Genomic DNA, 25067 nt, shown 5'->3' on the forward strand with positions numbered 1-25067 from the left:
TAGCACATAAGTTATTGTAGCACGAAACAAGATTTTAATATTTTTGGCTTCTATTAAAAAAAAATCAAATTACTCAGCAAGTTTTTTAAATTAATAACATCTAAAGCGTAAATGAACCTCAATTGTTGTCAATGCTTGAAAAAGAACTCTTAGAAAAGTTAAAAAACGCTGATGAAGTGGCTTTTCGATTTTTGGTGGAAAAGTACCAAGACAAAGTTTTCAATACTTGTCTGGGCTTTCTGCGGAATGTCGAGGAAGCTGAAGATTTAACGCAAGAGGTTTTTATTGAGGTTTATGAATCAATTGTTTCGTTCAGAGGCGACGCTAAAGTATCAACTTTTTTATACAGAATTGCCGTCAATAAATCACTGGATTATTTAAGAAAAAAGAAACGAAAAAAGCGATTCAGTTTTGTATTGTCAATTTTTGGTTTAGAAGAACAACTCAATTCACCTAGCAATATAGTCGCTGAACATCCAGGCATTTTACTTGAAAATAAAGAGCGAACACACTTACTTTTTAGCAAAATGGATGAATTACCCGAACGCCAAAGAGTAGCGTTTTCATTGCATAAAATTGATGGATTAAGCTATCAAGAAATTGCAGAAGTGATGGAATTGAGCATTTCGGCTGTGGAATCGTTGCTATTCAGAGCCAAACAAAATTTACAGACGAAATTGAAAAATTATTACGAATCCGAAAAATAATTTGAACATGAAAAATATCGAAGAAGAAATAGCCAAAACACTGGAAAGTATTGAAAATATAAAACCAGTTGCTTCAAACCCCTTTTTGTATGCCAAAATTAGACATCGTATGAATGAGCTTAGTAGCCCAACAATTTCGTGGATGACTTATGCGAAGCTTGCTATTTGTATGCTGATTATTGGTTTCAACCTTGCTACAATGGGTAAAATATTTTTAAACAATCAGCATTCAGACATGAATAAAGAGGAATTTGGAGCTTATTTAGGAATAACAACTACCCAAAATTTATATGAGCCATGAAAAATAAATCTGCTTGGTTAATCGGCTTGCTGGTACTGCTCAATGTTTTTTTGTTAGGAACTATTTGGTTTACTCATGATAAACCGCCTCATCCTGACAGACAAGAAGTTCGAAAATTTGTTGAAAGAGAATTGCAATTCACAGAAGAGCAAGTGAACCAGTATGATGTACTCATCAAAGAGCATCAACAAGAGATGCGTTCAATTCATCAGCAAATGCGTCCATTGAAAAATGAATTGTTTCAAATGATTGCTTTCCCTGAAGATTCCCTCAAAACGAAAATTGTGAGCGAACAAATTGCCAAACTGGTAATTCAGCAAGATTTAGCAACCTTGAAACATTTTAGAAAAGTAAGAAATACCATTTGCACTGATAAACAGAAACCTTTACTGGATAATCTTTTATCTGAAATCTTAGCAAAAATGGGAAGACAAGGCAGTCCTCCGCCACCCAAAAGACCCTGATTTATCACTATTTAACCCTGAAAAACATGAAATATTCATCATTATTATTCCTCATGATTATCTTTCTTGCATGTAAGCAAAGCGACGATACCACTGTAACACCCAATACTAATACTTCAACCATTGATATTTCGGTACTGAAAAATAAATTCTCAGGAACAAGTGTTACGGCAACGGTTGAAGGTGATTATTTAGTGATTAGAAGTAACGGAATCCCAGACCATAAAAGCCCCTATTTTGCCAAAACAGATGCTCGTTATGAAGCTTACAATGGCAGTAATAGCAAGTTTTCAATCAACCCAAACAGTATTTCAGAACAAACTTTAGTGTTTAAAATTCCTTTGCATCCCAATAAAGCGAGTAATACTTCGGCTACTCCACTTGGACCAATTGGGGTTTCATTGAATGGCATTCCTTTTTTCAATCAATATGCAGGACCAAACCAACCATTGACGAATGAAATTAATTCATTCGACCAATACTTGGGGCATCCTCAACAATTTGGACAATATCATTATCATCAAGAGCCTACATATCTAACCACCAAAAATGGCAAGGCAGCTTTTCTAGGATTACTTTTGGATGGATTCCCAGTTTATGGCCCACTAGAAAATGGAAAGGCTGTCACCAATGCTGATTTAGATAATTTGCATGGACACTCGCATGCTACTACAGAATTTCCTGAGGGTATTTATCATTATCATATTACTGATGCCGACCCATACATCAATGGTTCTGGTTTTTATGGAACGGCTGGAACAGTGAGCAAATAAAAAACATTTTGCTATGTGATTTTAAGTTTAAAGGTAATGTATATCAAAATTCATCATTCCAGCATCATCACTCCAAACGCAAAACTCATCCTCTTTTTGCTTTTGATATTTGTAGCTTGTAGTTCACCCCAAGTAGAAATTACTTGGGATGAAAAGCTTTTCTCACAAAACAACGGCATTTTACTTTATCAGCAAAAAGCCTTTTCAGGAACTCTTGTAAAGTATTACTCCAATAAAAAACTAGCGTCAAAACAAAGTTTTGATGAAGGAAAGCGAGAAGGTTTAAGTGAAAAATGGTTTGAAAACGGACAAATTCAGGAACGAAGATTTTACAGGCAAAACCACAAAACAGGCAAACACGAAGCTTGGTGGGAAAACGGACAAAAACGCTTTGAATATGAATTTAAAAATGATGCTCCCATCAAAAATCACAAAGAATGGTACCCGAATGGACAACTGTTTTCAGTAAATAATTATGATGAAAATGGTCAGCCAGCAGGCGTGCAACAAATGTGGTTTGATGATGGCAAAGTCAAGGCAAATTACGAAGTAAAAAATGGCAGAAGGTTTGGCTTATTAGGTGCAAAAGGCTGTATGGGCAATAACGAAAAATCGCTTTTAAATGAAAACTAAAATAATTTTCGCCTTTATCGCTTTACTCTTTTGGCAATGCGAAGCAAAACAAGAAAGTAATAAAATCCCCTTTTATAATACGCCTGACTTTACGGCCGTTTGGAAAGCGGAGGAAGTTTCTCATACCATTTCACATTTTCAATTTAAAAATCAGGATAACAAAAGCATTACTCAAAAAGATGTGTTAGGCAAAATCCATGTAGCGAATTTCTTTTTTACGATTTGCCCAAGTCTTTGTCCGAGATTGATGGAAGCAATGCAAAAAGTGTCAAAAGCATTTCCAAATGATAGTATCTTCAGCATTATGTCTTACAGCGTAATGCCTAATCGTGATAGCGTAAGTGTTTTAAAGCGTTATGCCATTTCGCACAAGCTTAATACTTCTAATTGGAATTTATTAACGGGAGATAAAAAAGCGATTTATCAACTAGCTAGAAACTCATATTTTGTAGATGAAAATTTAGGCGTTCAGAAAAAAGAAAACGATTTTCTACATACTGAAAACTTTATTTTAGTCGATAAAAAGCTAAGAATCAGAGGAATTTATAATGGAACAATTCCTTTAGACATTGAAAATCTTATTGAAGATATTAAAGTATTGAAAGCTGAGGACTAAAAAAATCCCTTCGGAAATTTTCAGAAGGGATTTTTACTTTACTTTAAAATATACCTAATTCCGATGCCAAATGAGAATGAAATTGTAGGTTTGAAATTATATTCAAATCGTTTTTCTGAAAAACTACTTGGAACGCCTGATTGGGTAAGATTTCTTTTACCATCTGCCCACGAATAACTAACATCAGCAATATCCAAATTGATTAAGTTTCCAGTAAATGCCCATTTATTATTTAAACGATATACTAAGCCTCCACCGCCGTCAAAACTTAGAGCAATCTGATTAGCAGTTCTTTCTACATAACCCATTGGCTCTTGATTATAAGGCGTTTTAGTATCTTGGTTATTGTAGTTAATTCCACCTGAAAATCCTCCATAAATACCTAGTTTCCCAAAAATAGTTTTATAATATTGACGTCCTTTGTTTAAACTGATACCAAAGCTCTTATCATCTAAAAATCCTGAACTGGAAGATTGATTGCCATAGCCAACATAGATTGAAAGAGTCTTTGCAGTATTCTTCGAAATAAATTTACCATATCCTAATCCTATTGAAGAATTATGGTTGTCCAAAGATTCTCCAAATTTAGATTGATTCATCATTAATGAACCGCCTAAATATGATTCTCCTGCATTAAACTGTGCCTTTACATAAGTATTTGCTAACAAGATAATAGCAAAAATGTATAATAATTTCATGTTTGATTTCATGTTTTTGGAGGTTTAGAATGATTTACCGATGGAAATGGACAAAGAACTTACATTCATAATACTGTTCAAATTAACGTTAGTGTACTTGTAGTTACCAGTTCTTTGTTGGTAAAAACTCAAATTAACCAGTGATGTTTGTCCGTTGATAAACAGATTCTTTTTGAGATAATAACGAAAACCAACATTCAAATTAGCATCTAAAGAATACTGGTTAATAGAAGAATTACTAGTGCCACTGTAAATTCCATAGCCAGCTTTTGCTAGCAATTCACCATAAATAGCTAATGATTTACTCAATGGCTTGAACTTATCTACAAAATAGCCTGCCTGAATAGTATGAATATAGTTGTTACTCTTATCCAAACTATAATCTGTCGATGAAGTATTAGCTTCTAATTTGTAGCCTAATAACCAGCCTTTGGCTAAGTTATTTTCACCAAATACTGCTCTTTTAAAAGTCAGTGATGAATTGTTGGTACTAGCATCAGTAGTGTTGGGAAAAGGTGTGGAATTGGTATTTGAAGTAAAATTGCCACTAAAAGTACCTTCAACTTGCCAAAATTTTGAGCCTTTTTCATACTGGGCTTTAGAGAGAAAACTAATCATGACAAACATCATGACGAGCAAAGGAAGTTTTTTACTTAACATAGTGTAAGAGTTGTTTTAATTGTTTAAGTGTTATTTAATTGATGACGAAAGTACTGGCTTATGTCATGCTAAACAAGTAAACGTATAATGTTGGTGTAATATTTAAGATTTATTAACAAGTTTTAAGGCGATTAAGCCATTCAGCCTTAAATAAAAAGCTATCAAGTATTGAATAAATGAGCGGTTTTTATTCGTGCTTTTAGTAATTTTACAATTATTTTCATGTAAAGCTTAATCCATGTATAAATTTCTCCTCCAGCCTCTATTGTTTCAATTTGATGCTGAAAAAGCCCATCATATCACTTTTAGTTTAGTGAAATTCTTGTTTAAAATTCCATTTGTTCCTGCTATTTTCAAGGCGATTTATCATTACGAAAATCCAGTATTAGAAAGAGATATATTTGGATTAAAATTCAAGAATCCAGTAGGTTTAGCAGCAGGGTTTGATAAAAATGCGGTGTTAGTAGATGAATTATCAACAATGGGTTTTGGTTTTATCGAAATCGGAACGCTTACTCCAAAAGGACAGCCAGGAAATGATAAACCACGTTTGTTTCGTCTAAAAGAAGATGAAGCCTTGATCAACAGAATGGGTTTTAATAATGAAGGTGTAAAAGAAGCCGTTTTGAAATTAAAACAACGTAAATCAGATATTTTGATTGGTGGAAACATCGGTAAAAATAAAGTAACGCCCAACGAAAATGCAGTGGATGATTACTTAATCTGTTTTGATGAACTGTTTGATGTAGTAGATTATTTTGTAGTAAATGTTAGCTCGCCTAATACTCCCAATCTTAGAGCATTGCAAGAAAAAGAGCCATTGAAAAATCTCTTACAAACACTACAAGTAGAAAACGAGAAACGTCCGAAATCAAAACCAATTTTATTAAAGATTGCACCAGATTTAACGGATTCTCAATTGGATGATATTATTGAAATTGTTCAAGAAACACATATTGCTGGCGTAATTGCAACAAACACTACGATTTCAAGAGAAGGATTACGTTCATCTGCTTCATTGACATCAGAAATGGGAGGATTAAGCGGAAAACCTGTAGAGAAGCGTTCGACGGAAGTAATTCGTTACTTATCTGAAAAATCAAATAAAGCATTTCCTATTATTGGAGTAGGTGGAATTCATTCTCCAGAAGATGCTATTGAGAAATTGAACGCAGGAGCAAGTTTAGTACAAATCTATACAGGCTTTATTTATGAAGGTCCAGCTTTAGCAAGTGAGATTAATAAGGCAATTGCTGGCAAAAACTAAATAGGATTACTGCTTTTTTAGGTAGATAGCACCAATATTAGGTAAACTTCACTATCCAAAATTTTATATTTCAATAAAATAGAGAAAATCCCAAGTAATGTCAAATAAGACAATTTCTTGGGATTTTCATTTACAATGTAATGACTTTCAAACTATTTTTCATTAAAAAACCAACATACATTCTGTGTTTCACGTCTAAAATCTAATTAAAAAAATCCTTCATCTTCTCGAAGAAATTTTTATCACTTTTACTTGGCTTTGGTTGGAAGTTTGGCGAAGTTCTGAATTTCTCTAATTGTTCAGTTTCTTCACGACTTAGCGTTTTAGGTGTCCAAATATTTACGTGAATTAATTCATCACCCACGCCGTATCCGTTCAATTCTTTAATACCTTTTCCTTTTAAACGAAGAATTTTACCTGCTTGCGTTCCTGCTTCAATCGTAATACGAGCTTTACCACCAATGGTTGGTACTTCTACAGAAGTTCCTAAAGCTGCATCTGCGAAGTTCAAGTATAAATCATATACTACATTCGTTCCATCACGGTGTAATACTTCATCTGCTTCTTCTTCAATCACAATCAATAAATCGCCAGCCACACCACCACGAGGAGGAACATTTCCTTTGCCCGTCATAGATAATTGCATTCCTTCTGCAACACCTGCTGGAATTTTAATTGGGATGATTTCTTCTTCTAACACTCTACCTTCTCCAAAACAAACTTCACAACGAGTTTTAATCATCTTGCCTTCTCCATTACAAGTAGGACAAGTAGAAGTTGTTACCATTTGTCCAAGCATGGTTTGCTGAACACGACGCACTTGACCAGAACCACCACAAGTCTGACATGACTGTAATTCTGTTCCGTTTTTCGCTCCGCTTCCGCTACAAGGCTTACAAGTAACGTGACGTTTTACTTTGATTTTCTTTTCAACACCGTTGGCAACTTCTTCTAAGTTCAATTTAAGTTTAATTCTTAAATCAGAACCTTTTCTAGTTCTACGTCCTTGTTGTTGTCCTCCTCCATTGAAGAATCCACCAAAAGGATTGTTATCACCGAAAATATCACCGAATTGGCTGAAAATATCATCCATATTCATGCCACCGCCGTTGAAACCGCCACCACCGCCAGCAGCACCACTCATGCCTGCATGTCCGAAACGATCATACTGGGCTTTTTTCTGTGCGTTTGATAATACTTCGTAAGCTTCTGCTGCCTCTTTAAATTTTTCTTCAGCAACTTTATCACCTGGATTTTTATCTGGGTGAAATTTAATTGCCATCTTACGATACGCTTTCTTTATTTCGTCTTCCGAAGCTGACTTAGAAATTTCTAATACTTCGTAATAATCTCTTTTTGCCATTTTTTCTGAACAATGAATTAAGTAATCAAGTAGAACAACAATTTCTGTCAAGAATTACTTTATTTTTAGTAAGTATTATTTTTTATAAGTGATAATTTTCTAAGTTAAAACACTGTAACTGTTTGTCAATACGCTAAACATCAGTGGGAAGCAACTCATAATTCATCACTTATAATTCATACTTATATTAGTTTGCTACTACAACTTTCGCAAAGCGAATTACTTTTTCATTCAAATAATATCCTTTTTCAACTACATCAAACACTTTTCCTTTGTCATCTTCTGTAGGAGCTGGAAATTGAGTAATCGCTTCGTGAACATCTGGATTAAATACTTGTCCTTTCGCATCCATTGGTTTTAAACCTTTAGTAGCCAACGTATTAATCAATTTATTAAAAATCAATTGAATTCCTTCTGAAATCTCTCCTTCTTGTGCATTTGCTGTAGCTCTTTCAATATCATCAATCACAGGAATAACATCTACAATTACTTTTTCTGAAGCTGATTGAATCATTTCTAATTTCTCTTTCGCCGTGCGTTTACGGAAATTATCAAAATCAGAATACAGGCGTAAATACTTATCTTTTAATTCAGCTATTTCTCCTTGAAGTTTTTCAGTTTCAGAAATTTCTACTGTTTCTTCAATTACTGCTTCTATATTTTCAGAAACATTGTCAGTTTCTTGGGTCAACACTTGTTCTTCTGTCTGTAATTCTTCCTTATTTTCCATTTTCAATATACTTTTCGCTTTATTTTTATATTTGCTTAATACTCTCAAAAGTTTTGCCATTTGTGTTTTCTGTCAGATTGACAGATTTTGAATTGACAAAGTTACGGTTTTTTATCCTCAGATTTATTGAATTGCTGTATTCTTCACCGCTAAACTTCGCCATAAATAAAAAACGGTATAAGCTTCCCAATCTTTAAAGCCTTCAAAAAAAGTATCTAAGTCTTTTCTTAAAGGTTTTTTAGGGAAATTTTTCAAGTAATTTAGGGCATTGTACAAACCAACATCTCCATAAGTAACACATTCTAAACGTTTTAAAGATTTCATCAAAGCATAATTGGCCGTCCATTCACCAATTCCACGAATTGCCACTAATTTCTTAATGGCTTCTTCGGTAGAAAGACTTTCCAACATTGTTTTTGACAGAAATCCATTGGAAAAATGTCGAGCAATTTCAATTAAATACTCCGCTTTTCTGGTTGAAAATTGCATATTTTTAAGTTCTTCAACTGTTAAAGAAGCTATAATTTCAGCCTTGGGGAACAAGTAAAAATCCGTATTTTGATAAGTTTGTTTTTCGCCATAAGTTTCTGTCAATCTACGTTTGAGCTTATACGCAAAACTAAGATTAATTTGCTGACCAATAATCGACCAGCAAAGGGCTTCAAATAAATCTGGAATTCCTAATAAACGCAATCCATGATAATCTGAAACCATGTATTTTAAATCTTCGTCTTGTTTCAATAATTGATAAAATGGCATTAAATCTCGTTCTAAATCAAACCATTCCCTTACAAAATGGCAGATTTTTTCTTCGTCAATTTCACCAAGAATCACTTCAATTTGCAAGTTTTCTTCAAGCTGTTTTATTTCAATTAATGTTGGTTTTTCATTTACTGATAGCAGTTTTAACACAGAATTTTCACGAACTTCGTGCAGACAATCATCATAGTTTCTATCTAAAAACCATAAACATTCTTGAAAAGAAAACTGTGGAGGAACAGGAAGAAGAATTGAATTCATGTTTTTTCTTGCAAAATACTGAATTGTTTTCTTCCATAAAAACCGAAACTTGCTAATCTGACCGTAAAATGACTATCGAAATTTTCACAAAATACATTGATTCACCTTTGGGTACGATTGAAGTATCAGCTACCGAAAACTATTTAACATCCATTCTTTTTGTGGAAACACAGAGAAAACCTAGTCCACGAAAAGAAGTAACAGCACACATCCCTCCTATTATTGATGAATTTGAGCAACAAATGAAAGAGTATTTTGAAGGAACTCGCAAAGATTTTGAGCTTGCTATCAAACACGAAGGCACAGATTTTCAGAAATCCGTTTGGGAAAAATTGGAAACGATTCCTTATGGAAAAACGATTTCATACTTAGAACTTTCGAGAAGAATTGGTAACGAAAAAGCCATTCGTGCCGTTGGAACGACCAATGGCTCAAATAAATTTACGATTGTTGTTCCATGCCACAGAGTAATTGGGGCGAATGGTTCATTGGTTGGATATGGTGGCGATTTGTGGCGAAAAAAATGGCTTTTAGAACACGAAGCAAAACATTCTGGGAATTATCAGACGAGTATGTTTTGATGAATCTACTTACTCATAAGGTCTTACATGAGGCTGATTTGGAAACTATTAAGGGAAGTGTCATATCACTAAATTAAATCCTCATGTATAAAGATGGAAACGTCATATCACTAAATTAAAGCCTCATGTATAAAGATGGAATTGACATATCACTAAATGAAAGCCTCATGTATAAAGATGGAATTGTCATATCACTAAATTAAAGCTTCATGTATAAAGATGGAATCGTCATATCACTAAATTGAAGCCTCATGTATAAAGATGAAATTGACATATCACTAAATTGAAGCCTCATGTATAAAGATGTAATTGACATATCACTAAATTAAAGCCTCATGTATAAAGATGGAATCGCCATATCACTAAATTAAAGCCTCATGTATAAAGATGAAATTGACATATCACTAAATTAAAGCCTCATGTATAAAGATGGAATTGACATATCACTAAATGAAAGCCTCATGTATAAAGATGGAATTGACATATCACTAAATTAAAGCCTCATATATAAAGATGAAATCGACATATCTACTAAATTAGAGGTGTCAATATACTTTGTTTTTAGGAGTTGGAAACTCGTTTTACGGGTTATTTGCTGCAAACAATTACAATCTTTTGATTTTGTGCATCGGTTGTTGCAAAAAGATAATCATCTCCGCCTTCATTCAGTTTTAATTTTTCTCTGATTTGCTTCACCGTCAAAGGGAAATTTCTAATCGTGATATTGGCTTTATTACCTGAAATATGTTTGGCAATTTCTTTTTTATCTAATTTACAAACAGCTTTTACTTTAAAAATTCTTCCTTGAAAATGTTCAACCAATTGTTCTGAAGTATAAAGATGACTATGCGGTGCAATTTTTTGTAAACCAAATACCTGAGCCGTCATTCTAAAAGCACCTGATTTTAAAATTGCAGCGTTTGGTTCATACAAAAATTGTTTTGGTGAACTAAAGCTTATGACTGCCGTTTTCTCCTCCGATTTCTGAAAAGTAAAAACGTGTTTTTCAGGTAAATTACTTCCAGCTACAAGTACTTGTTTTAGAAAATTAATGGCTTGAATCTTGGCTTCCCCCTCAAAATCTTTTTCAAGCTTGAATAGGATTTCTTTTACTTCGTTCTCTACCGCAACAATATATACTTCAGATACATTTTTCAAGCCCAAAATTGCTAAATCAATATCCAACATTGGTGATACTTTCAGCAAAACCTTCTCAGTTTTCTCAAAAATCAAACCTTTAATTTTCACAATATTAGGCTCACAATCTTCTAGTTTTACAACTTTATTGCCCGTATCATCTCGTCGATGTGGGTCAAGATAAATCCATGAAAATGTTGTTTGGATTTCGCTTAAAAAAACTTCAGAATTCCCTCCTACAAATTGTACATTTCTAATACCCAATACTTCGTAATTATGCTGTGTAATTGTCAATAATTCACTATTTTGTTCAGCATAAAAAGCCTTTTTGAAACCTTTACTTAGGAAAGAAAGGTCTATTCCCATTCCGCCCGTAAGGTCTAAAATACTTTCACCATGTACTAAACTAGCTTTAAATTTTGCAGTAATTTCTGAGGAAGATTGCTCCAATGAAAGCATTTTAGGAAAATAAACATCAAGGTTTTCAGTCCATTCTGGAAGCTTATTTTTGGCTTTTTGCCTAGCCTGAATTTGTGCTACTAAATAAGGAATATTGAGATTTGGGAAACGCTTTGCTTGTAAAAGTAATTGATTGACATCATCATTGAGATGATTATTAACAAAGGTTTTTTCTTCTTCTGAAAGTAAATATGTTGGAGACGATTCGATAATTTTAGCATTTAAGCCACAAAATTAAGCGGTAGAAGTGACATTTACGTTACCAACATTAATTTAAGCGTAGAACGATGTTCGAATTTAGGCTGTTACTTCAATTTTTAAGAACTACAGAAACAGCCTATTGTGTTATTGCTCTTTTTTTACGAACTTTTTCTTTTTCTTAAATGGTTTTTTCTTAAACCCATCCGCATTTACTCTTTTATTGGGCTGGTAAACAGGTGCTTCTCCCATCCCATCTGGAAGTGGCGATTTAGGGATTTCTCTTCCAATTAAAGTTTCAATAGCAGCAAATTTCTTTTGGTCTTTATCATTGATAAAAGTAATAGCAATACCTTTTGTCTCAGCACGAGCAGTTCTACCAATTCTATGAATATAATCTTCTGGGTCGTGAGGCGTATTAAAATTAACCACCAAGCTAATTCCTTCTACATCAATTCCTCTTGAAAGAATATCCGTTCCAATCAAAATTGGCAATGATTTACTTCTGAACTCACGAAGAATATCTTCCCTTTCTTTTTGGTCTAAATCAGAGTGAAACGCTTTTGCTTTTAATCCAGCATTTCGAAGTTCTTTATCTAATTGTTTTACGTTCTCTTTAGTTGAAGCAAAAATAATGACACTAATATATTTACCTTCTTCTAAAAGATGTGTCAACAGTTTTATTTTCTGGGTATCATACACCAAATACGCTTGTTGAGAAATACCCTCAGAAGGTTTTGAAATTGAAATGTTTACTTCTTCTGGATTTTTCAGAATGGTATTTGCCAATAATCTAATTTTGGGAGGCATCGTTGCCGAAAAAAGAATCGTTTGGCGATTAACAGGTAAATACTTGATAATTTTGATAATATCATCATAAAAACCCATATCCAACATTCTGTCGGCTTCGTCTAAAATCAAATGCTTTAAATGTGAAAAATTGATTTTTCCCATTTGCAACAAAGCAATTAGCCTTCCAGGTGTAGCAATAATAATTTCAGCACCATCTTCTAAAGCCTTTTTTTGTTGATTCCAAGCAGCACCATCACCGCCTCCGTAAATAGAAATGGAACTTACTCCTGTGAAATAACCCAATCCTTCAACTTGTTGGTCGATTTGAGTAGCTAATTCACGTGTGGGCGAAATAATCAGCGTGTTGAGATGCCTTTGTTTTTCAGGCGTATTGATGATTTTATGCAAAGTCGGCAATAAAAAAGCGGCAGTTTTACCTGTTCCAGTCTGAGCACAGGCAATTAAATCTTTATTTTGCAGAATCAGCGGAATCGCCTGTTCTTGTATAGCAGTTGGTTTGTTATAACCCATTGAATCAAGGCCTTCTAATAGCTTTGAATCAAAGTTGAAATCTTGAAATGTCAATTTGTATTTGTTTAAAATTTGCTCGTCTAACAAGTATTGTCTTGAACTTGTTGGCTCTCAGTAAGTATTTCAGCACGAAGAACGAACAAACGTTGATGTTCAATTTTGAAAAGATAGCTAAAATTTACGACAAATACAAATTAACAATCCATACTCATTTATAGAAAAAAATTACAAAAGCTCAGTCAAACCCGCTGTATATGCCAAATTTGCCAGTGCTTTCTCGTATTTACTCTTCAATGATTCTACTTTTATTTTCATGTCAATCAATTTGCTTTCACGAGTGTTGATTAAAAATAAAGTACTTTCACCAATATCAAATTTTCGCTGTTCAGCTTTTGTAAGAAGTTCCTGATTTTTAGCGGCATCTTGCTGAATGCGTAGCTGACGTTCGTAATTTTTCACTTCATTGTAAGCTGAATATACTTCATTCATAATTTCACGACGAGCCAAATTCAGTTCAAAACCTGTACTTTGCTGTTTGATTCTGATTTGCTGTAATTTACCTCTTTCTTTTCTCAAGAAAAGTGGCATTACAAACTCAAAACCTAGTTTATGATTATTGGTCGAAAACGAATTTTCGTAAGTATAAGCTGGATTTGAGCTAAAACTATCAGCAATTAAATTGAAATTGGCGTTGAAAGTAGGTTTTAACATTTCCTTTCTAAACTTTTCTTCAATGCCCAATTGCTGAATTTTCAAATCATATTTTTGAATTTCAGGATGTTGAGCTTTCGCTTGAGTAATCAAACTTTGAAGCGTGGTTTCATCTACTTTTCTAACGGCTGACAATGGCGGAAAAGCATTTTCAGGTAATTCTAATGGCATTTCTTTTTCATCCCACAAATAATTGGACAAGGCTAAACGAGCATTTTGCAAATCTACTTGTGCTTGTTCCAAAGCTACTTCACGGTCTTGCAAAGTAATTTTTGCTTCTACAGAATCAATCGTCGCTTGTTCACCTACTCTCGAACGTTCACGGGTTGCCACAAATCTTTGATTGGCTAAATCATAGCCTTCTCGTACAAATTGCAATTGCTGATAGCTAAACCACCACTCCCAATAACTTTTTGCGGCATACAAAATAGTTTTGTTGATAAGTTTCTGACGTTCTGCCTCAGCAATATTTTTGGCTAGATTGGCTTGCTTTAAAGTATTTCTTCTGGCATCAATCACCAAACCTTGTCCAATCGGAACGCTCAATCCTGCTACCATCAAACGGGAAGATTCTTCTGACAAAAGTTTTTTACCAGTACTTTGTTCATAACCAACTTTAAAATCAACGCCTGTCCAAGTTGGAATTTTCAAGGCATTTTTCCAACGATTATAATAATCATCGCCTTTAAAAGCCTTTCTGTCAAAATCTGATGAAAGCTTTGGGTCGAAAGCTCCTTTTGCTTGCATGATTTCAGCGTCAGCATCCGATAAATACAAATTAGCTTGTTTTACGGTTGGATGATTTTTCAGGACTAAGCTTTTGAAATCTTCATAACTAAAAGTTGACTGTGCATTCGCTTTAGGAATACACAGTACAAAAAGTAGGAAGAAATATATGTTGTAAAATCGTAGCGTTGAAAAAACTTTACTTGTAAAAAGTCCAGCTTGATGAACGCCACTCATTTTTGTTTGTTTCATTTTACTTGGCTTTTTTATGATTTAAAGCTCCCTCAGGCTCTTGTTTTAATGTTGGTGGAAAAGCATTTAATTGACGCCAGATTTCATACCAAACTGGTACGTCGTCGAGCATTACCCAACCTACTACTCCAGAACCCATTCTTAATTGTTTTGGCCAATCTTGTTCGCCTTTATGGATTTTTGGAATAACCAATAAACGATATTCACCTTTGGCATTATCAATTCTATCAATTACTTTCACTACACCACCAAAAGTACCAACAGATGTTGAAGGCCAACCAGAGAATACTAAAGAAGGCCAACCTTCAAATTGTAAACGTACTTCACGTCCTTCTGTAATTAAAGGAACATCCATCGCTTTTACATATAATTCTACTGCCATTTCAGGTGCAAAAGGTTGAAGCGTACAAATTGATTCCCCTTCTTTAATGGTTTCGCCGATACCAGCTTTTAACGCACGCACTACATAACCTTCTTGTGGTGCTTTGATATAATACTGATTTCTGCGAATATCAACATTGGTAATTTTATTGCTCAATTGTGAAATTTCATACTGACCAGCAGCCAAAGAAGATAATGCCGAACTTTTGTCTGATTGTGCTTTTGCAATTTTTTCAGCATATTCAGCTCCAATAGAATTCAATTCAATTTGTGCATTTGTAAGTTCTTGACGAGAAATAGCCAATTTATTTTGCGTTGAAACTAATTTCGCTCTAGTTTCTTGCAATTTCAATTTACGAGATTCAAACTCACTCAAGGAAACCAAACCCCCATTTTTGTACTGGTCTTCTCCCCTGTCGTATCTGGTTTGTGCAATATTAAATTGTACTTGCTCGGCAATCACGTCTGTACTATCAGAAGTTACTTTTAATACACCTTGCTTTACTTTATTTTTAGCTTTTTGTAAACTAAATTTTTGATTTTGTTCTAAGGCTGCAATTTGTTGTTCTAAGGCTACAATCTTTGCTTGATAACTATCCAATCCAGCTTTTTTGGCTGTTAGTTGGTCTTGTAAACGAGCAGGAAGATTAGGGTCAAAGTAATCATCTTTTGTTTCAGAAATCACCAAAATCGTATCTCCTTGTTGTACCAAATCACCTTCTTTCACCATCCATTTTTCAATTCTTCCCGAAATAATATTCTGGATATTTTGTGGTCTATCTTTAGGTGTAAAGGCAGAAATATCACCTTTCCCTGTTACGTTTTGTTGCCAAGGTAAAAATAGCACCATTAATAAAATCACCACGATAGCCATCAGCCAACGTTTTAGCACTACCGCTGAACGTGGTGTATGAAGCGTATTGAGCGAATGTAATTCAAACTGCTCGTTTACTCGCTTACTGACACTTTGTTTTGATAAATTTAACATATCTTAGTCTATAGCTTCTTGAAAGTGAATGTCTTTGATTAAATCTTGATATTTCCCTTGTAACACAATTTCGCCTTCGTTCAAAACGATTACTTTGTCGCAAGCCGCCATGACCATCGGGTCGTTTGAAATTGTGAGGAGTGTCCAAGGATTAGATTTATCTGTTAAAAAAGCAATTGTTTTTAGACGTTCTGCTTTATGTAATTCACGATAAATATCAGTAATCATCAATAATTTTGGTTTTTCAACCACACATCTAGCCACTGAAATTTTAGCGATAAAACTTTCTGAAAAACGTTTTCCTCCTGCAATCATTGATGTATTTAATCCTTCTGGAAGTTCGGCGATAAAGTCGCTTAAATTCAAACTATCCAAAGCCCATTTCACATCGCTGTATTTTACACTTGAACGCCCCATAGCAATATTATCCAATAAACTACCATCAAAGATGGCATCAAGTGCTAGATTTCTCTCGATGGCATCTCTAATTGAATCTAATTTTACATCTCTGATTGACATGCCATTGTAAGTAATTGCACCTTCAAAATCAGTAAAAATCGCAGAGAGTATTTTCAATAAAGTTTCTTTTCCAGAGCCGTTCGTTCCTGTGATACAAATACTTTCTTTGGGTGCAATATCTAAATTTAGTTTTTTCAATACATATTTAGTTTCGCCAGGATAACGGTAGCTCACATCTTTTAATCTAATATCAAGTCCTTCGTTTTTCTCATGAAAATTAATATTCAAACCTGATTGGCGTTCCAAAGGCAAATCGGTAACATGTCCCATTTTTTCGACTGCTGTCAATAAATCAAAAACTGTATCAGCTCCAGAAATTAGTTTTTCTACCGAGTTGACAACTAATACAATGATGATTTCAGAAGCAACAAATTGCCCAAGAGAAATTTGTCGGTCGATAACTAATGAAGTACCCAAAATCAATAAAACTGCCGTTACAAATGTTTTGAAGAATACTGCATTTCCATACAAAATCAAAAGTACTTTAAAATGTTTCTTTCTGTATTTCAAATAGTTATTCACCAAGTAGTCCATTCTTTGCATCGGTAAATTCGTGGAACCTGCTGATTTGAAAGCATATAAAGTACGGGCAATATCTTCTAACCACTGCGCAACTTTGTACTTGTATTTTGATTCTGCCAAACTTGTCTCCATTCCTTTCTCGGCATTCAAATACACCACAAAAGTGACGATAGCGATGGTTAACAAACCAAATGCAATAAAGTAAGGATGGTACAACGACAATAAAATAATGCCAAAAAGAATCTGAATAATTGCAGCAGTAATATCAATTAAAACTTTAGGAAGGGCTTTTTGAACGTTGAGAATATCAAAAAAGCGGTTCATTAATTCGGGAGCATAAGAGCCTAAAAGGGCTTCAGACTTTACTCTTGGAATACGATAGGTGAATTCAAAAGCGGCTTTTGCAAATACTCTTCTTTGTAATACTTCTACTAAGGTTTGTTGGTAAATCTGCAAAATGCCTGAAATGGTAACCCCAAGAATAACGATGGTAATTAAAACATAAACCGAGCTAAAAGCTAAACCTCCAGATACTAATCCGATAATTGCCTGAATTCCTAATGGTAAGGTTAAGCTGATAATCCCGACGACGATGGCATAAATATAAATATAACCAATGTCTTTACGTTCTGCACCAAGCATTCTGAACAATCGGTTTGTAGGACTTAAATCCTCTGCAATGGGTGTATCATCAATATTTTCTAGCGGATACACTACCAAAAATCTTACTTTCCCATTTTTGCTTGGGTCGGCAGGGTCTTTAAGGGTAGCAGGCTGAAATGACTGATGCTCTGAAATTTCTTCTACTTCCTTATCATCTTCAAACTGATAAAAAAAAGGCTTGCTGTTTTTTAATTGTCTAGCAGCAAAAATGGTTTTAGTGCCATCCTTACTTTCATCAAAAAAAATTACAGGATGTGAATTTCCTTGAATGAGATTGATAAATTCTTTCTCATTTGCATAATTTTCTACTACTAAGAATTTTTGTTTTCGGGCTGCTTGAGTAAGTGCGTTTATAAAATCATCAATTTCGTTTACTTTGAAAGTTGTTTGTTTCGAAAGTGGCGATTGATACGCAAAGTTATCAAAATCAGTACCGTAAAACTCGGTTAGTTTCTTAACAATAAGGCTTAACTGAGTGGATTGCATATTTTTTTCGTTTGAATGTGTAATGTTTAATTGATTTACTAATGAAATTAATCCCATTTAATTGTTGCAACAACTAAAATAAATTTAGTGTTTAGCAAAAATTTCAATAAATGATAAGCGGTTAATATTATCAATAAAACTAAGATTTACCATTAACAAATAATTGTACCAAAGTTTGTTTGTAAATTTACGCCTCAATTTTTAATAATTCTTAACATTGGTTTAATCAATAATTTTTATTTGATTTTCAGCGTTTGAATCTTTAAGTTGCTAAACTCTAAAACTTTATAAAGCTTATGATAGATACAGAAACAAAACAAACAATATGTTCGTAAAAAAAATAATTGCTTTATTTATATTTTTGACCATCAATTTATATAATAATTCATACGCTTTTCAAAAAAACAATGCTGATTCAAACTTGGATGCCAATAGCATTATTCAAAAAGCTATTGAGCTTGCTCCGATTCATGATAAAGCTTTTGTTAACTATCAAGCGGAAGTATTCATCCAAAATTCAGCAAAGTGGACACAAATTCCAGGCTTATGGAAACCTATCTTGATGAACGAAGGTATCGAAGAAAATCTTCTTTACCAGTCTGAGTCTTTTGCTCAGTTTTCGGTAAGTGCTGATAATACTTATCATTTTATCAACAAAGCCATTAGAAATAATTATCATACAGAGGCTCGTCCTGATAAATATATTAACCCCAATTTTTATAAAGCTACTTTAGGAACAAATGCCATTTCGCCACTTTCGCCACAGGCTTTTAAATATTATGATTTTGAATATCTAGGTACTGAAATCATTAATCAAGTAAAAATTCATCAAATAAAAGTTATCCCCAAAAACAATAACGACGAAAAGGTATTTAGTGGTATTATTTCTCTAACAGATGTGGATTTTTTTCTACAAAGTGTAGAATTAAAGGTAAAAAACTATAATATTACCTACCAAATACAAGTAAAATATGTACCATTTAATACTCAGTGGGTGCCAGAGCATTATCAAATAATTGCCACGGGTGCTTTGATGGGTTTTGAAGGCGAATATACCTACAAAGCTAAAGTTTGGAATTACCAGAGTATTATTCATAAAATAATTCCTGAATTAATTCGCCCAAATGAAGATGAATTTAAGGAAATTGTCAATATTCAAGAGCGAAATTTTGAGGTTCAACAATTCAAACAAGTAATGTCGGCTTTGAGTACCAATCTTAAAAATCAATGGAGTGATGCCAACATTGCTTCTGGTTTAAGACGTTACGATAAAATTGAAATTGCTCCTGAAGCAGATATTCAAAACGATAATGTTTGGTATCAGTTAAAACTCAATTCAGATTTCAAAGCTTTCACTCCCGACTTACCGATTAGTTCATACAACAAAAACTCGCTCCCTTTACAACCTGATGAGTTTTCAACTTACCGACAAGCCAATCAAAAGTTTGGAGTAGGAAGCGTTCTATTCAGTCGTTCATACTTTTGGGGCAATACAAAACGGGGATATTATCCTTATGAAATTTATTACAAATCTCCTGTTTTAGATTTCAACTTTAATACCGTCGAAGGATTTGTTTTCAATACAGGTGCATTGTTTCGTTATCGTAGAAACCGTTATGATTGGTGGGAAATTGACCCTACTTGGCGCTATTCAGTAACACAGAATCGTTCGTTGGGAATGGTGAAGATTCGTTGGAAAACACAAAGAGAAGATTTTAGTGTTTCGGGTGGTTCATACATCTCTCAATACAATGTTGATACGCCTGTTGCCTTAGACTTAAACTCTCTTTCAACGCTTTTATTAAAAAAGAACTTCGTTAAAATCTATGAAAAAGATTTTGTCAATCTTTCTTATAGCGACCGTTTCTCTAATACTTTCGGTATCAAAACTTCTTTGGAATGGGCAAGGCGTTATCCTTTAGAAAACACTACCAATTATTACTGGATTAACTTTGCAGGCGACCCTTACTCTCCGAACTTTCCTCAAAACAAGGAAATTGTTAATACAAAATTTCAAAGTAACGATGCTTTCTTAGCCAGTTTCCAGATTAATTATCGACCAACGCTCAAAAAACAATATCGTAATAACATCCGTTACGTAGATTTTTCTTCTTCGCCTCTGATTACTTTTAAATATCGTGGAGCCATTCCAAAAGTATTTGGTACAGAGATGGATTTCCATACTATAGAATTAGGAATCACTCATAATTTCCCGCTTGGTCTCAATTCAAATTTCAATTATATCGCCCAAGCAGGTACTTTTTTAAGTGCAAGTAAAATGACATTTGCAGATTATAAACACTTCAATGGAAACAATAATATGATTTCGATTGGTGATGCCCTTACAACACATCGACTAGTCGGTTTTTACGATAACTATATTTGGGGAGTAAGTAAAAAATTGATTGATCCTTTTTACTTTTCAACCAATGGTTCTTACATCGACATCATGACGATGGTTGGTCTTAGAAAATTTGCACTGACACAATCTACCAGAATCAGAAACAAGGGGATTCGTGAAGAGCTTTTTGCTAACTACCTTTATACTGCGAATAAAGACATTCATAATGTAGAAGTAGGTTATGGAATCGACGGAATTTTACGCATACTAAGAGTAGAAGCAGTTTTTGCATATAACAATCGAAGTTTACCCAACAAAGACTTTACTAAATTCCAAAATACTCAGTTCGGTATCAGGATTTCATTGAATGCAAGAGTGCGTGGAGGAGTAACACCTGATTGGTGATAAAAATGAATCATTCTTGTACTTGCGGGAATACATCAAATCTTATAGAGATGGATGTATTTCCGCTATTTTTTTGTCCTTGCGGAAAATAAAAATACTTCTGAGGAAAATTATTTATCAATTGTGGAAAATGAAATAGCCTCAGCGGAAAATTATTTATCAATTGAGGAAAACAAAATTGCCTCAGCGGAAAATTATTTTAGGATTGTACACTTTTCAAACCAAATTGCGGAAAATAAAATTGCCAATGTGGAAAGTTATTTCTGAATTGTGTAATTCTTAAAGAGTCCTGCATAAAGCCAATAGGGTTTAATCTACTTTATAGCAGAAATTTCGTCAAGTACATCTAAAAAAAGACAATGAAATCATGATAAAACACTACTTTTATTCATGAATAAATTGTTTGAGCATTCATATTTTTAAATCTAAAAACTAATGAAAAAATCTTTTAAAATCGTAGCATTCTTTGGCTTAGTACTTTCTTCAAATTACGCTTTCTCGCAAGTAACCTTAAAAAAGTTATGGGAAACAGACACCACGCTAACCACGCCAGAATCTATCTTATTCGAACCTAAATCAAACACTGTTTTTGTATCCTGCATCAATGGTGGTCCTGCGGCTACGAATGAAAAAAGCTTTATTGCAAAAATTGATTTAACAGGAAAAATCACTCAATTAAAACTTAGCGAAAACCTGCATTCTACAAAAGGAATGGGCTTTTTAGATGGAAAATTGTATGTTGCTGAAATCTTTAAATTAGTAGAAATTGACCCAAAAACAGGTAAAGTATTGCATAAATACGAAGTGCCTGATGCTAAGTTCTTGAATGATGTTAGTGTGGATAGCAAAAATAAAATTGTCTATTTCACTGATATGCGTTCGGACAGACTGTGGAAATTAGAAAAAGGACAAATTGTAAAAGTGGTTGAAGGTGCTCCGCTCAAAAATCCGAATGGAGTATTCTTTGAAAATGGGAAATTGATTGTTGGCAATGGTGATGGTAAAATTTTGGCTTATGATTTACAATCACAACAATTTTCAACCATTACAGAAGGAATGGGCGGCATTGATGGTATTTTATCAGACGGCAAAAAAGGTTATTTTGCTTCTGAATGGCGAGGAAAAGTTTGGTATATCAACACAGAAGGAAAAACACAATTGGTTCTTGATTTAGCTGATGCAAAAGTAAATACGGCTGATTTTGAATATATCCCCAATAAAAAACTAATGTTAATTCCAACTTTCCTAAAGAACAAAGTGTTAGCTTATTCGGTTGAATAGAATGCTATAGGCTTTATGCTATAGGCTGTAAGCTTTTTATAGAATCGTTCTTAAATAAATGTAATATACTCCAACAGACTTAACTCTTCATGCTTACAGCTTATAGCCTACAGCTTAAAGCTAAATCAATTAAAAACATGGCAAAGTATAATCTCAATGTAAATGGCAAAAAGTATAATGTAGATGCTGATGCCGACACTCCTCTTTTGTGGGTCATTCGTGACCACGTAGGTTTAAAAGGTACAAAGTTTGGTTGTGGTATGGCACTTTGCGGTGCTTGTACTGTTCATTTAGACGGTCAACCGATTCGTTCATGTTCAACGCCAATCTCTACGTTGAAAGCCACAAACAAAATCACAACGATTGAAGGTATTTCAGTGAATACCGATAGTGCTATTCAAAAAGCTTGGATTGAAGAACAAGTACCACAATGTGGTTATTGCCAGTCAGGACAAATCATGTCGGCAGTAGCTTTATTGAAGGAAAAGAGTAATCCAACAGATTCAGATATTGATGAAGCGATGTCAGGAAATATTTGTCGTTGTGGTACTTATCCACGTATTCGTAAGGCAATTCATAGAGCAGCCGAATTAATGAAAGATAGTGGTAATTCTACTGGCAAGTAATTTTAAAACCGCAAAAAAATGACACAGCAAAACTCACGCAGGGACTTTATAAAAGCCAGCACCATGTTGGCGATAGGTTTCTCTTTACCATCAATCGGTAAAGCAGAAAGCCTACACAAAATTGATACAAGCAGTGCAAGTGCTTTAGGAATAGAATTAAATCCTTACATTTTAATTAATGACGATGGTAAAATTATCCTTTTCAATGCACGCCCAGATATGGGACAAGGTACTTATCAATCGCTTCCGCTTTTAATTGCAGAAGAATTAGAGGTTACTTTAGACCAAGTAGAAATCCGCAATACAGACGGACAAGGAAAATATGGAGCACAGCTTTCTGGCGGTTCGTCGTCCGTACGTACTCGTTGGCTACCGATGCGTAAAGCAGGTGCAGCAGTAAAAGAAATGTTGATTACTGCAGCCAGTAAAAAATGGCAAGTACCTGTTTCTGAATGCTATGCTTTAGAAGCAAAAGTATTTCATAAACCATCGGGTAAATCTTATACTTATGGTGAATTAGTAGAAGAAGCTTCAAAATTAGAAATTCCGAAAGAACCAAAATTAAAAGACCAAAAGGACTTTAAATTGTTGGGAAAATCAGTACCACGCCCAGAAATTCCTTCAAAAGTAAATGGAACAGCCGTTTTCGGGATAGATTCAGATATTCCAGGAATGTTATATGCAAGTATCGAACGTTCACCAACCATTCATGGGAAAGTTGTTAGCTTCGATGGTTCAGCAGCGATGAAAGTAAAAGGCGTAAAATACGTGGTAAAAACAGAACGTAAAATGCCTCATAAAGCAGTTGAAGCCGTAGCCGTAATTGCTGATACATATTGGGCAGCCTTGAAAGGAAGAAAAGCGTTGAAAATCAATTGGGATGCACAAGGTTCTGATAAAATCTCAACTGATGCTTATTTTGAAAATTTAAGGAATCTAGCCAAAACTGACGGAATAGAATACAAAAATGAAAAAGTAGGTGATTTCAATAAAGCTTTTGGAAGTGCAACAAAAAAAGTAGAAGCACAGTACGAAACACCTTTCTTGGCACATGCACCACTAGAACCAGAAAATGCTACCGTTTGGGTGCAAGGTGATAAAGTAGAAATTTGGGCACCTATTCAAGGACCAGACGGATTGATTCCACAAGTAGCAGCCTACTTGAAAATCAAACCTGAAAATGTAAAAGTAAACGTACCATTTATGGGCGGTGCTTTCGGAAGAAAAGCTTATTTCGATTATGTTTTGGAAGCGGCAAATCTTTCAAAACAAGTAAATGCTCCCGTAAAAGTAATTTGGACACGTGAAGATGATACGATGCAAGGGCCATTCCGTCCGGGAATGTTATCGGCAATGCAAGGAGGTTTGGATGAAAAAGGAAATGTAGTAGCACACAATCATAAAATTGTAGGTAGCTCTATTCAGCATCAAGTATTTGGGAATCCATTGAAAAATGCCCCAGACGATTGGGCAATTGAAACAGCTAATACAGAAGATAGTCCTTATGATTTTGCAAGTCGTAAAGCGAGTTTCCATTTAGCAGAAACAGATATTCCAATACTTTGGTGGCGTTCGGTTTATTCTTCAACGACGGCTTTTGGACAAGAAAGTTTTATTGATGAATTAGCTCATGCGGCAAAAACCGACCCATTAGCTTTCCGTTTGGATATGTTGGCGGACGCTCCAAGATTTAGTAGAGTATTACAAACTTTAGCAAAAAAGGCTAATTATCATCAGAAATTACCAGAAGGACAAGCCATTGGGATAGCCGTTGCTCGTTCATTTGGAACAATTGTAGCTCATGCAGTTACGGTTTCAAAAAGTGGGAAAGGCGTTAAAATCGAAAAAGTAGTTTCAGTAATCGACTGTGGAATGACGGTGAATCCAGACAATATCAAAGCCCAAACAGAAGGTAATATTGTGATGGGTTTGACCGCTGCCATTAAAAATGGTATTACTATCAAAGACGGATTAACTGAGCAAAGTAATTTCCATCAATACAATGTTTTGAGAATCAACGAAATGCCAAAAACCGAAGTGTATATTGTTGATAATCAAGAAGCACCAGGAGGCGTAGGCGAACCAGGCTTACCACCATTCGCTCCAGCACTTTGCAATGCTATTTATAATTTAACAGGTACAAGAATTCGTACTTTGCCTTTTGATATTGATAATATTGGATAAGTAAAAAAGGTTAATCATAAAAAAGGAACTCTCAATCAAGAGAATTCCTTTT

General features: G+C 34.3%; 23 protein-coding genes. 13 read left to right on the forward strand and 10 right to left on the reverse strand.

All coding sequences use genetic code 11. From position 1 onward, the window contains the following. Window positions 1–131: 131 nt before the first annotated feature. The 6 genes from VB776_RS21295 to VB776_RS21320 are packed head-to-tail and all read left to right on the forward strand — an operon-like array spanning window position 132 to window position 3494. On the forward strand, window positions 132–707 hold the full coding sequence (locus tag VB776_RS21295) for an RNA polymerase sigma factor (protein ID WP_323698891.1): 576 nt from the start codon (window positions 132–134) through the stop codon (window positions 705–707). A gap of 7 nt (window positions 708–714) precedes the next feature. After that, complete coding sequence (locus VB776_RS21300) at window positions 715–1008, forward strand: hypothetical protein (protein WP_323698892.1); 294 nt, start codon at window positions 715–717, stop codon at window positions 1006–1008. After that, entirely contained in the window at window positions 1005–1472 is a 468-nt protein-coding gene (locus VB776_RS21305; RefSeq protein WP_323698893.1) for a Spy/CpxP family protein refolding chaperone, read from the forward strand. Before VB776_RS21300 ends, VB776_RS21305 begins: the two co-directional genes overlap by 4 nt. 53 nt (window positions 1473–1525) lie before the next feature. Beyond that, window positions 1526–2245 carry a YHYH protein gene (locus VB776_RS21310; RefSeq protein ID WP_323698894.1) on the forward strand — a complete coding sequence of 240 codons (720 nt, stop codon included), beginning with the start codon at window positions 1526–1528 and terminating at the stop codon, window positions 2243–2245. Window positions 2246–2281: 36 nt separating this feature from the next. After that, on the forward strand, window positions 2282–2878 hold the full coding sequence (locus tag VB776_RS21315) for a toxin-antitoxin system YwqK family antitoxin (protein ID WP_323698895.1): 597 nt from the start codon (window positions 2282–2284) through the stop codon (window positions 2876–2878). Continuing rightward, a complete protein-coding gene (locus VB776_RS21320; protein ID WP_323698896.1) occupies window positions 2868–3494 on the forward strand; it encodes an SCO family protein in 627 nt (208 codons plus the stop codon). The genes VB776_RS21315 and VB776_RS21320 overlap by 11 nt, the downstream gene beginning before the upstream one ends. A 38-nt stretch (window positions 3495–3532) precedes the next feature. Here the strand turns inward: VB776_RS21320 and VB776_RS21325 are convergent, their stop codons facing one another. Both VB776_RS21325 and VB776_RS21330 read right to left on the reverse strand, forming a co-directional pair. Beyond that, on the reverse strand, window positions 3533–4204 hold the full coding sequence (locus VB776_RS21325) for a hypothetical protein (protein WP_323698897.1): 672 nt from the start codon (window positions 4202–4204) through the stop codon (window positions 3533–3535). Between the two features lie 12 nt (window positions 4205–4216). Then, window positions 4217–4852 carry a hypothetical protein gene (locus tag VB776_RS21330; protein ID WP_323698898.1) on the reverse strand — a complete coding sequence of 212 codons (636 nt, stop codon included), beginning with the start codon at window positions 4850–4852 and terminating at the stop codon, window positions 4217–4219. Window positions 4853–5090: 238 nt separating this feature from the next. Here VB776_RS21330 and VB776_RS21335 point away from each other — a divergent pair, with 238 nt between their 5' ends. Continuing rightward, a complete protein-coding gene (locus VB776_RS21335) occupies window positions 5091–6119 on the forward strand; it encodes a quinone-dependent dihydroorotate dehydrogenase (protein WP_323698899.1) in 1029 nt (342 codons plus the stop codon). A gap of 202 nt (window positions 6120–6321) precedes the next feature. Here the strand turns inward: VB776_RS21335 and dnaJ are convergent, their stop codons facing one another. The 3 genes from dnaJ to VB776_RS21350 form a co-directional block, all read right to left on the reverse strand. Next, window positions 6322–7482, reverse strand: a complete 1161-nt coding sequence (gene dnaJ, locus VB776_RS21340) for a molecular chaperone DnaJ (RefSeq protein ID WP_323698900.1) — start codon at window positions 7480–7482, stop codon at window positions 6322–6324. A 187-nt stretch (window positions 7483–7669) separates the two neighbouring features. Further along, window positions 7670–8272 (reverse strand): nucleotide exchange factor GrpE, encoded by a 603-nt coding sequence (locus tag VB776_RS21345; RefSeq protein ID WP_323698901.1) that lies wholly within the window; start codon window positions 8270–8272, stop codon window positions 7670–7672. A 63-nt stretch (window positions 8273–8335) separates the two neighbouring features. Next, window positions 8336–9232, reverse strand: coding sequence for a DNA-3-methyladenine glycosylase family protein (locus tag VB776_RS21350; RefSeq protein WP_323698902.1), 897 nt, complete (start codon window positions 9230–9232; stop codon window positions 8336–8338). A gap of 68 nt (window positions 9233–9300) precedes the next feature. On the opposite strand from VB776_RS21350, the gene VB776_RS21355 reads away from it, so the two are divergent. Beyond that, on the forward strand, window positions 9301–9813 hold the full coding sequence (locus VB776_RS21355; RefSeq protein ID WP_323698903.1) for a methylated-DNA--[protein]-cysteine S-methyltransferase: 513 nt from the start codon (window positions 9301–9303) through the stop codon (window positions 9811–9813). A 588-nt stretch (window positions 9814–10401) separates the two neighbouring features. Here the strand turns inward: VB776_RS21355 and VB776_RS21360 are convergent. From VB776_RS21360 to VB776_RS21380, 5 genes are all read right to left on the reverse strand, one after another. Beyond that, window positions 10402–11409 (reverse strand): THUMP-like domain-containing protein, encoded by a 1008-nt coding sequence (locus VB776_RS21360; RefSeq protein WP_323698904.1) that lies wholly within the window; start codon window positions 11407–11409, stop codon window positions 10402–10404. 345 nt (window positions 11410–11754) lie between these two features. After that, window positions 11755–12984, reverse strand: coding sequence for a DEAD/DEAH box helicase (locus VB776_RS21365; RefSeq protein ID WP_323698905.1), 1230 nt, complete (start codon window positions 12982–12984; stop codon window positions 11755–11757). Window positions 12985–13155: 171 nt separating this feature from the next. Further along, entirely contained in the window at window positions 13156–14619 is a 1464-nt protein-coding gene (locus tag VB776_RS21370) for a TolC family protein (protein ID WP_323698906.1), read from the reverse strand. Window position 14620: 1 nt separating this feature from the next. Beyond that, entirely contained in the window at window positions 14621–15988 is a 1368-nt protein-coding gene (locus tag VB776_RS21375) for an HlyD family secretion protein (protein WP_323698907.1), read from the reverse strand. Window positions 15989–15991: 3 nt separating this feature from the next. Beyond that, window positions 15992–18178 (reverse strand): peptidase domain-containing ABC transporter, encoded by a 2187-nt coding sequence (locus VB776_RS21380; protein ID WP_323698908.1) that lies wholly within the window; start codon window positions 18176–18178, stop codon window positions 15992–15994. Window positions 18179–18503: 325 nt separating this feature from the next. Here VB776_RS21380 and VB776_RS21385 point away from each other — a divergent pair, with 325 nt between their 5' ends. The 5 genes from VB776_RS21385 to VB776_RS21405 all read left to right on the forward strand — a co-directional run bounded on the left by VB776_RS21385 (window position 18504) and on the right by VB776_RS21405 (window position 25015). Beyond that, window positions 18504–20924 carry a DUF5686 family protein gene (locus tag VB776_RS21385; RefSeq protein WP_323698909.1) on the forward strand — a complete coding sequence of 807 codons (2421 nt, stop codon included), beginning with the start codon at window positions 18504–18506 and terminating at the stop codon, window positions 20922–20924. Window positions 20925–20978: 54 nt separating this feature from the next. After that, complete coding sequence (locus VB776_RS21390) at window positions 20979–21191, forward strand: hypothetical protein (RefSeq protein WP_323698910.1); 213 nt, start codon at window positions 20979–20981, stop codon at window positions 21189–21191. Between the two features lie 168 nt (window positions 21192–21359). After that, window positions 21360–22205: an SMP-30/gluconolactonase/LRE family protein gene (locus tag VB776_RS21395; protein WP_323698911.1), complete on the forward strand. Its 846-nt coding sequence runs from the start codon at window positions 21360–21362 to the stop codon at window positions 22203–22205. Window positions 22206–22342: 137 nt separating this feature from the next. Continuing rightward, window positions 22343–22831 carry a (2Fe-2S)-binding protein gene (locus VB776_RS21400; protein ID WP_323698912.1) on the forward strand — a complete coding sequence of 163 codons (489 nt, stop codon included), beginning with the start codon at window positions 22343–22345 and terminating at the stop codon, window positions 22829–22831. Between the two features lie 18 nt (window positions 22832–22849). Next, window positions 22850–25015 (forward strand): xanthine dehydrogenase family protein molybdopterin-binding subunit, encoded by a 2166-nt coding sequence (locus tag VB776_RS21405; protein WP_323698913.1) that lies wholly within the window; start codon window positions 22850–22852, stop codon window positions 25013–25015. The last annotated feature ends 52 nt before the right edge of the window (window positions 25016–25067 follow it).

Source organism: Arcicella gelida, from assembly GCF_034931025.1.
Taxonomy (GTDB): domain Bacteria; phylum Bacteroidota; class Bacteroidia; order Cytophagales; family Spirosomataceae; genus Arcicella; species Arcicella gelida.

Bases quoted from the DNA above. Each gene is read 5' to 3' on its own strand.
- VB776_RS21375 (WP_323698907.1), bottom strand. From the start codon at position 15,988: ATGTTAAATTTATCAAAACAAAGTGTCAGTAAGCGAGTAAACGAGCAG.
- VB776_RS21305 (WP_323698893.1), top strand. From the start codon at position 1,005: ATGAAAAATAAATCTGCTTGGTTAATCGGCTTGCTGGTACTGCTCAAT.
- VB776_RS21315 (WP_323698895.1), top strand. From the start codon at position 2,282: ATGTATATCAAAATTCATCATTCCAGCATCATCACTCCAAACGCAAAA.
- VB776_RS21395 (WP_323698911.1), top strand. From the start codon at position 21,360: ATGAAAAAATCTTTTAAAATCGTAGCATTCTTTGGCTTAGTACTTTCT.
- VB776_RS21400 (WP_323698912.1), top strand. From the start codon at position 22,343: ATGGCAAAGTATAATCTCAATGTAAATGGCAAAAAGTATAATGTAGAT.
- VB776_RS21295 (WP_323698891.1), top strand. From the start codon at position 132: ATGCTTGAAAAAGAACTCTTAGAAAAGTTAAAAAACGCTGATGAAGTG.
- VB776_RS21360 (WP_323698904.1), bottom strand. From the start codon at position 11,409: ATGCTTTCATTGGAGCAATCTTCCTCAGAAATTACTGCAAAATTTAAA.
- VB776_RS21380 (WP_323698908.1), bottom strand. From the start codon at position 18,178: ATGCAATCCACTCAGTTAAGCCTTATTGTTAAGAAACTAACCGAGTTT.
- VB776_RS21335 (WP_323698899.1), top strand. From the start codon at position 5,091: ATGTATAAATTTCTCCTCCAGCCTCTATTGTTTCAATTTGATGCTGAA.
- VB776_RS21320 (WP_323698896.1), top strand. From the start codon at position 2,868: ATGAAAACTAAAATAATTTTCGCCTTTATCGCTTTACTCTTTTGGCAA.
- VB776_RS21350 (WP_323698902.1), bottom strand. From the start codon at position 9,232: ATGAATTCAATTCTTCTTCCTGTTCCTCCACAGTTTTCTTTTCAAGAA.
- VB776_RS21310 (WP_323698894.1), top strand. From the start codon at position 1,526: ATGATTATCTTTCTTGCATGTAAGCAAAGCGACGATACCACTGTAACA.
- VB776_RS21330 (WP_323698898.1), bottom strand. From the start codon at position 4,852: ATGTTAAGTAAAAAACTTCCTTTGCTCGTCATGATGTTTGTCATGATT.
- VB776_RS21390 (WP_323698910.1), top strand. From the start codon at position 20,979: ATGTATTTCCGCTATTTTTTTGTCCTTGCGGAAAATAAAAATACTTCT.
- VB776_RS21355 (WP_323698903.1), top strand. From the start codon at position 9,301: ATGACTATCGAAATTTTCACAAAATACATTGATTCACCTTTGGGTACG.
- VB776_RS21370 (WP_323698906.1), bottom strand. From the start codon at position 14,619: ATGAAACAAACAAAAATGAGTGGCGTTCATCAAGCTGGACTTTTTACA.
- VB776_RS21385 (WP_323698909.1), top strand. From the start codon at position 18,504: ATGTTCGTAAAAAAAATAATTGCTTTATTTATATTTTTGACCATCAAT.
- VB776_RS21345 (WP_323698901.1), bottom strand. From the start codon at position 8,272: ATGGCAAAACTTTTGAGAGTATTAAGCAAATATAAAAATAAAGCGAAA.
- dnaJ (WP_323698900.1), bottom strand. From the start codon at position 7,482: ATGGCAAAAAGAGATTATTACGAAGTATTAGAAATTTCTAAGTCAGCT.
- VB776_RS21325 (WP_323698897.1), bottom strand. From the start codon at position 4,204: ATGAAATCAAACATGAAATTATTATACATTTTTGCTATTATCTTGTTA.
- VB776_RS21405 (WP_323698913.1), top strand. From the start codon at position 22,850: ATGACACAGCAAAACTCACGCAGGGACTTTATAAAAGCCAGCACCATG.
- VB776_RS21300 (WP_323698892.1), top strand. From the start codon at position 715: ATGAAAAATATCGAAGAAGAAATAGCCAAAACACTGGAAAGTATTGAA.